The 5,751-nt window shown below is 62.2% G+C and carries 5 protein-coding genes; all 5 read right to left on the bottom strand.

All coding sequences use genetic code 11. The features are described from left to right. Positions 1–434: 434 nt before the first annotated feature. The gene (gene istB / locus EOA24_RS25205) at positions 435–1,190 is read right to left on the bottom strand and encodes an IS21-like element helper ATPase IstB (RefSeq protein WP_127410170.1); all 756 of its coding nucleotides are present in this window, start codon (positions 1,188–1,190) and stop codon (positions 435–437) included. A gap of 14 nt (positions 1,191–1,204) precedes the next feature. Continuing rightward, the gene (istA, locus tag EOA24_RS25210) at positions 1,205–2,740 is read right to left on the bottom strand and encodes an IS21 family transposase (protein WP_127410171.1); all 1,536 of its coding nucleotides are present in this window, start codon (positions 2,738–2,740) and stop codon (positions 1,205–1,207) included. 83 nt (positions 2,741–2,823) lie between these two features. Next, entirely contained in the window at positions 2,824–3,108 is a 285-nt protein-coding gene (locus tag EOA24_RS25215; RefSeq protein WP_127410172.1) for an IS3 family transposase, read from the bottom strand. A gap of 220 nt (positions 3,109–3,328) precedes the next feature. After that, a complete protein-coding gene (locus tag EOA24_RS25220) occupies positions 3,329–3,784 on the bottom strand; it encodes a hypothetical protein (RefSeq protein WP_127410173.1) in 456 nt (151 codons plus the stop codon). After that, on the bottom strand, positions 3,771–5,630 hold the full coding sequence (locus EOA24_RS25225; RefSeq protein ID WP_210213600.1) for an integrase: 1,860 nt from the start codon (positions 5,628–5,630) through the stop codon (positions 3,771–3,773). Before EOA24_RS25225 ends, EOA24_RS25220 begins: the two co-directional genes overlap by 14 nt. Positions 5,631–5,751 lie beyond the last annotated feature (121 nt).

The following is a 5,751-nucleotide window of genomic DNA, read 5'->3' on the forward strand; positions in this document are numbered from 1 at the left end:
CCTCAATATAATCGACGCAGTACCTTAAATTAGGGCTGCCTTCCCATCTACGAGATCACCGACGCCATCGTCCCGGCAGGGGACATATCACCGCCGAAAGAGCGGATCTTGCTTAATGCTTAGCTGCTGATCACGCGGTCGCCTCCTCCTTCGACCAGCGGAATTCGCTGCCGTCGATCCGAATCCGATGCATGATCACAGCCAGTTTTCGGGTGAGGCCACTCGGGCTTTCTTGCTGCTATTCGGCGCGCCAGGCGCACGCCCCACGCTTTTAGCGCAGGCCATCTGCGTATTCCAATGAAACCGGACGGTGATTCCGAGACGAAACCGGACGCCTATTCCGATAAAATACCGGACGCGATTCCGAGGCGAAGCCGGACGGCTTAGAGCGCCTCTGGGTCGTTTTTGATATTTGTCGACGAAGTCGTTTTCGGTCAAGCGGGAGTTGTGTCTGGGGCTGGCAGGACCTTGTGTTTGCGCATGCTTTCACCGGAAAGTTCGATGCGGTAGGCGTTATGAACAAGGCGGTCGAGAACGGCATCGGCGATGGTCGGATTGCCGATCATGTCGTACCAGTGATCCACGGGAATTTGACTTGTGACGATGGTGGAACGCTTCTCGTAGCGATCCTCGACGATTTCCAGGAGATCGCGGCGTTGCTCGTCGTTGAGCTTCTCCGGCCCCCAATCGTCTAGAATGAGCAAGTCGATCTTGGCCAGGCTCTTGAGCAGCTTCGCGTAACGGCCGTCTCCGCGGGCAAGGGCGAGCGTAGCGAAGAGGCGCGGCACACGGTGGTATGCGACCGAAAGGTCCTCGCGGCATGCCTTGTGGCCGAGCGCGCAGGCCAGCCAGCTCTTTCCGACGCCGGCCGGTCCGATCAGGAGCAGGCTATGGCGCTGTCTGATCCAGTCGCATGTCCCCAGCTTCATGAAGAGATTGCGATCGAGACCGCGAGTTGCACGGAAATCGGCATTCTCGAGCTGGGCGTCATGACGTAGTCTGGCGGCTCGCGCTCTGGCCTCGAAGCGCTTCTGACGGCGCGTTGTCGCCTCCCGTTCGAGCAGGAGGGCAAGCCATTCGCCGTGCTCGAGGGCTCTTGTCTCCGGTTGCATCTCCAGTTCCCGGAAAGCGCTGGCCATGCCGGAAAGACCGAGGTCGCGCAGCATGTCGATGGTAGGGTTGGTCAGCATCGTTGATTGTTTCCTTAGTGAAAGTAGCCGGGGCCACGAAGATTGGCGTGCGCGCCGACGGCAGCAGGTTCGGCGGAGTGCCTGGACGCTTTGTAGGTTTTGATGAGGGCGCTGATGCTTTTGCAGTTCAGGCCGCCGATCTCGAGCGCACGGGCCGAAACGGCTTCGGCTTGCGCCGTGTCGATCACCTGGTAGAGCTTGAGAACGCCGAGGCATGTTCTGAAGCCTTGTTCCGGATGCGGCCGGCTGGCAAGGATGGCGATGACGAGCCCCTCGGTCTGTGGACCGATCGAGCGAGCCCAGCGCCGGAAGCGCTCCGGCGACCATTCCGCGTAGCGGCGGTGCGAACTGGGCATGTGGTCCGGATCGGTTCCGAAGCGGTCCCCACCATAGCGGCGCTGATGGGCAGCGACGCGTTTGCCCTTGAAGAAGATCTCGATCGTTCGGCTCGTCGCCCGGACATCCACCTGCTCCCGAATGAGGCTGTGCGGCACGGAGTAGAAATAGCGCTCGAACTCGACATGATAGTCTGTCGAGACACGCGCCAGCCGCCACTCGGCGAACTCGTATTCCTCGGCGGGCAGCACGGCGAGCGCTGGACGTTCCATCGTCTCGAACAGGTCGCGACGGCACTGGCCAAGTCGGCGCATGACGTGGGTGTTGATCCGCTCGACAGCCTCCCGGATAGCGGCATTGGCTTCGTCCAGGGAAAAGAAAGTCTGGTTCCGCAGCCGGCCGAGAATGCAGCTTTGAGCGAAACGGACGCCGCTTTCGACCTTGGCTTTATCCTTCGGTCGCCGCGGCCGCGTCGGCAGAACCCCGACACCGTAGTGGGAAGCCATCATGCCGAAGCTGCGATTGATCTCTGGATCGTAGAAGCTCGACCGGTTCACGCCAGACTTCAGGTTGTCGGGAACAATCAGGCGCGGCACGCCGCCAAAGAAGCGGAACATGCGCACATGCGAGCCAATCCAATCCGGCAAGGCCTGGCTCCAGGTCGCCTCGGCAAAGGCGTAGCTCGATGCGCCGAGCACCCCGAGAAAGATCTCGGCCTCGCGGATCTCGCCGGTCTTGCGGTCCACGATCGGCAGCTTCTTACCGGAATAGTCGACGAATACCTTGTCACCGGCGACATGCTTCTGGCGCATCGTTGGCGTCAGGCGCCGCTCGAAGCCTCTAAACAGGTCACAGAACCTGCTGTAAGCGTAACCATCAGGATGAACGGCCCGATACTCCTCCCACAGGATCGACAGCGTCACGCCCGGCTTCTTCAGTTCGACCGTCAGCGCGCCCCAGTCGGGCTCGGCGCGTCGGCGTATCCCTTGTTTGACGCCCTGACGGGAGAAGAGCCGATGTTCGAGAACATCGTCAGTCAGCTCCGCAGGCAATGGCCAGGAAAGCCCGGCGGCACCCGCTCGCTCTATGTTGTCCTGCACCGTACTGCGCGCGATTCCAAGCATGGTGGCAATGTCGCGAACGCTCATACCGTCCGCGCTTAGTCGAAGCAGTTGTCTCAATTGTCTCATGGTCAGCCTTCCTCTCTTCGGCATGCATCTCTCCTCTACCGGCGAGGAGATGCATGCCCAGGTTGCTGACCCAAAGGCACTATCCAGGCTTCAAAACTGTCCGGTTTTTAATCGGAATCGCGTCCGGTCAATTCTCGGAATCGCGTCCGGCTTTTGATCGGAATGCCGTCCGGTAAATCGTCGGAATCTGCAGCCTTTTCCATCTGTCGTCCACCTGAATGCTTCTGTTCGTATTCCTCCGGCGTGAGATAATGGAGCGCCGAATGCAGGCGCTGCGTGTTGTAAACGGTATCGATGAAAGCGCCGATGCGCCTGCGGGCATCATCTGCATCCTTATAGGCGAGACCTTGCACCTCTTCCTGCTTCAGGGTTTTCATGAAGCTATAGGTCATTTGTCAACCCGTCTTGTTAAAGTTAAGCCATTGATGTGCAACGAGCCTTTCGATCGAAGGCTAAGAGGACGTATTCTTCGATCTCGGAGGCGTCATGCCACGCCGCCGGGACCGCCAAATTGCTCTCTTTCCCGATCCGTTTGGCTCGTCCGGTCCCTCCGCCGCCCTCTGCCTCTTCCGGCCGCGCGCCGGCCGGGCGGCGCCGTGACCGGGTTGGCGGTCAATCTTGTTTGCCAGGTCGCCTTGGAGCTTCGCGAGTCACGAGCGTAGGCGCCCTGAGTTTGGCGAGCTCACGCGAGAGCTGGGCGTTTCGCTCTTCGCTGCGTCTCCAGAGCTCCTCGGCTTCCAAGGCGCGCCGCAGCAGACCGGCATTCTGGGTGGCAAGCTTGTCGAGGGCCTGTTCAAGCGCGCGGACTTTGTCCCGGTCCGCCTGCTCATCAGGCCGGCGTGCCTCGGGTCCGGCGGCCCGGCGCGCCGCCAGGTCGCGCAGTTCACCGAGGATATCCGCGTGGCCGACATAAATCGCGTTGCGGCCGACACCTGCCTCGCGTGCTAAGGCCGCGGCTGTCAACGGCCTCGACGGATCGGCAGAGAGCCCGAGAAGAGCATCGCGCAAGCGCGCCTTGGTTCGCGCGTGGCGACGCTGCTGTGGGGAGAGTTTCTCAGTCTCTGCCATTGCGCCCGGCTCCACTGTTCAGCGTCGTCAGGATCTGCCGGCATTCGGCGATCCGGGACTCGACCAGCGCGCGGCTTTCATGATTGAGACCGGTGCGTAGAAGCAGCGTCTCGTTGCGGGCCAGCCTGGCCGCCCAGACTGGGCGATGCTTCTCGGACACCACGAAGTTGGAGCAGGCCGCGCACGTGCTCTGGGTTCTGAGCACGGGATTCGGGCCGTGCTCATTTCCCTTACAGGCGGCGGTTTCCTGGCGGTACAGGCAGTAGCCCCAGTCGCAGACGCCCAAGCGCATGCCGGTATCGGCCAGCAGCGCATCGACATAGGCGTCGAATTCCCCGTCACGGGTTCGACCCCGGAACGGTGAGCGTTCCGACAGCCTGCGCCCCGCCTTGCCGGCGAGCCTTGGCGCGAGCAGCATTTCTTCCAGCGCATGCCGGGTCTCCTCGACAGCATGGGTATCGATGAGCTCGGCGAGTTCGAAGTCGGTGCCCACATAGCCTCGATCGGTGATGGCCCGCGTCACATGGCCGAGATGCTTTTGAAGAGCGAACAGGCCGGTGCGGTCACGCCGGCCCACGAAGCGCGCGAAGGTCTTTCGCCCCTGATGGGTGGTCAAGCGCCAGGGCGCGCCTTCATGAGCCGGCAGGCCGAGGAACGGCGCAAAGTGCGCGTTGAGGCGCAGATTTATGGCCAGTCCGGTGATCGATCGGATCGGCGCGTCCGACGTGCGGGTGACACTGTTCAGCGGCGATTGCACGAGCCATAGCAGGTTCTGCCCGGATATCACCCGCAGCGGAGCCGAGAGTCGCTCCATCACATCGATGGCGCGCTGGACGGCCTCAGGCGCAATCCAGCGATGCGGTTTACCCTTGTCGTAAGGGAACGCCTTATGGATCGACCCGACCAGCCACGCATGAGACTTGTTGTCCGCCTCGTCCCGTTCATGTTCGATGCATCCGGCTTCGAGTGTCAGGATTTCCGAGACCCTAGCGCCGATCAGATAGGCGATCACAACGAAGCAGGCGTCGGTCACGCGGTCGGCGAGGAAGTTGAGCTGGCGCAACGACCCCTTCGGCGTCACATGGGGCCTGTCCCACTCCGGCAACAAGGGCAGCCGGGCTTTCAGGGCATCCATCATGCGGATGCGCGCGGTCATACGGGCTCTGCCCTCGGCACGCGCGTTATCGAAGATGCGCTGCATCTCATCGCGAAGACCGATGATCCTGTCGGCCGGCTCGTCTATAAGTCGCAGCGCGCCGGAGATGAGAGGGATCGCGATCGGATCGGGCGTATATGGCAGCGGAACCGGTCGCGCCCAGATTCCGGTTTCACGTGTGGGCTTCCGGTGCGGTGCACAGGCTGGGGCATCGGAGAGCTTGGCCCGCTGCAGATACATCATGCGCAGAAGTCCGAGGCAATTCTGGACGGTTGCGGCGGCAAGCGGTCCACCATTGTTCCCACGACGTTGTTCGAGCGCCGCCAAGAGGCGGTCGATGGCGGGCTCGTCGATATCCGCGAAGCGCCCCGTCCTGTCCGCCGCCATCCAAAAAATGATCAGCCTCAGGGTGCGGAATGCGCTCGGCAAAGAGCGCAGGCTCAAGGGCCTGCGCTGGCTGCCCGGCGGGTCCTCATGCAGCGACCACAGGAACGCCTTGGCGGCCTGACGCAGAGACGACCATTCGGAGGCGGTAAAGCGACTGCCATCCGGCATGGCAAAGCCCCAGTCGATCACCGCCGTGCTGGGCCTGCGCGCCGCACCTACCGGCATGCGCCATATATCTAGCTCATAGTCGGGCAGATCGTCGCTTTGCGCGGAAAGGGGCGCGGCTGTGACATCGGCGTCCATGGCTACTCCAGATCCGGTAGCGGCGGCAGGCTCGCCGCGATGCGCCTGGCTTTAGGCAAGAGCTCGTCCGAAGTTCGGGAGGAGATCATGTGTCAGTGCGCGCAGGCTTGAGGCGTAGAAG

This window comes from Mesorhizobium sp. M2A.F.Ca.ET.039.01.1.1, from assembly GCF_003998035.1.
Lineage (GTDB): Bacteria > Pseudomonadota > Alphaproteobacteria > Rhizobiales > Rhizobiaceae > Mesorhizobium.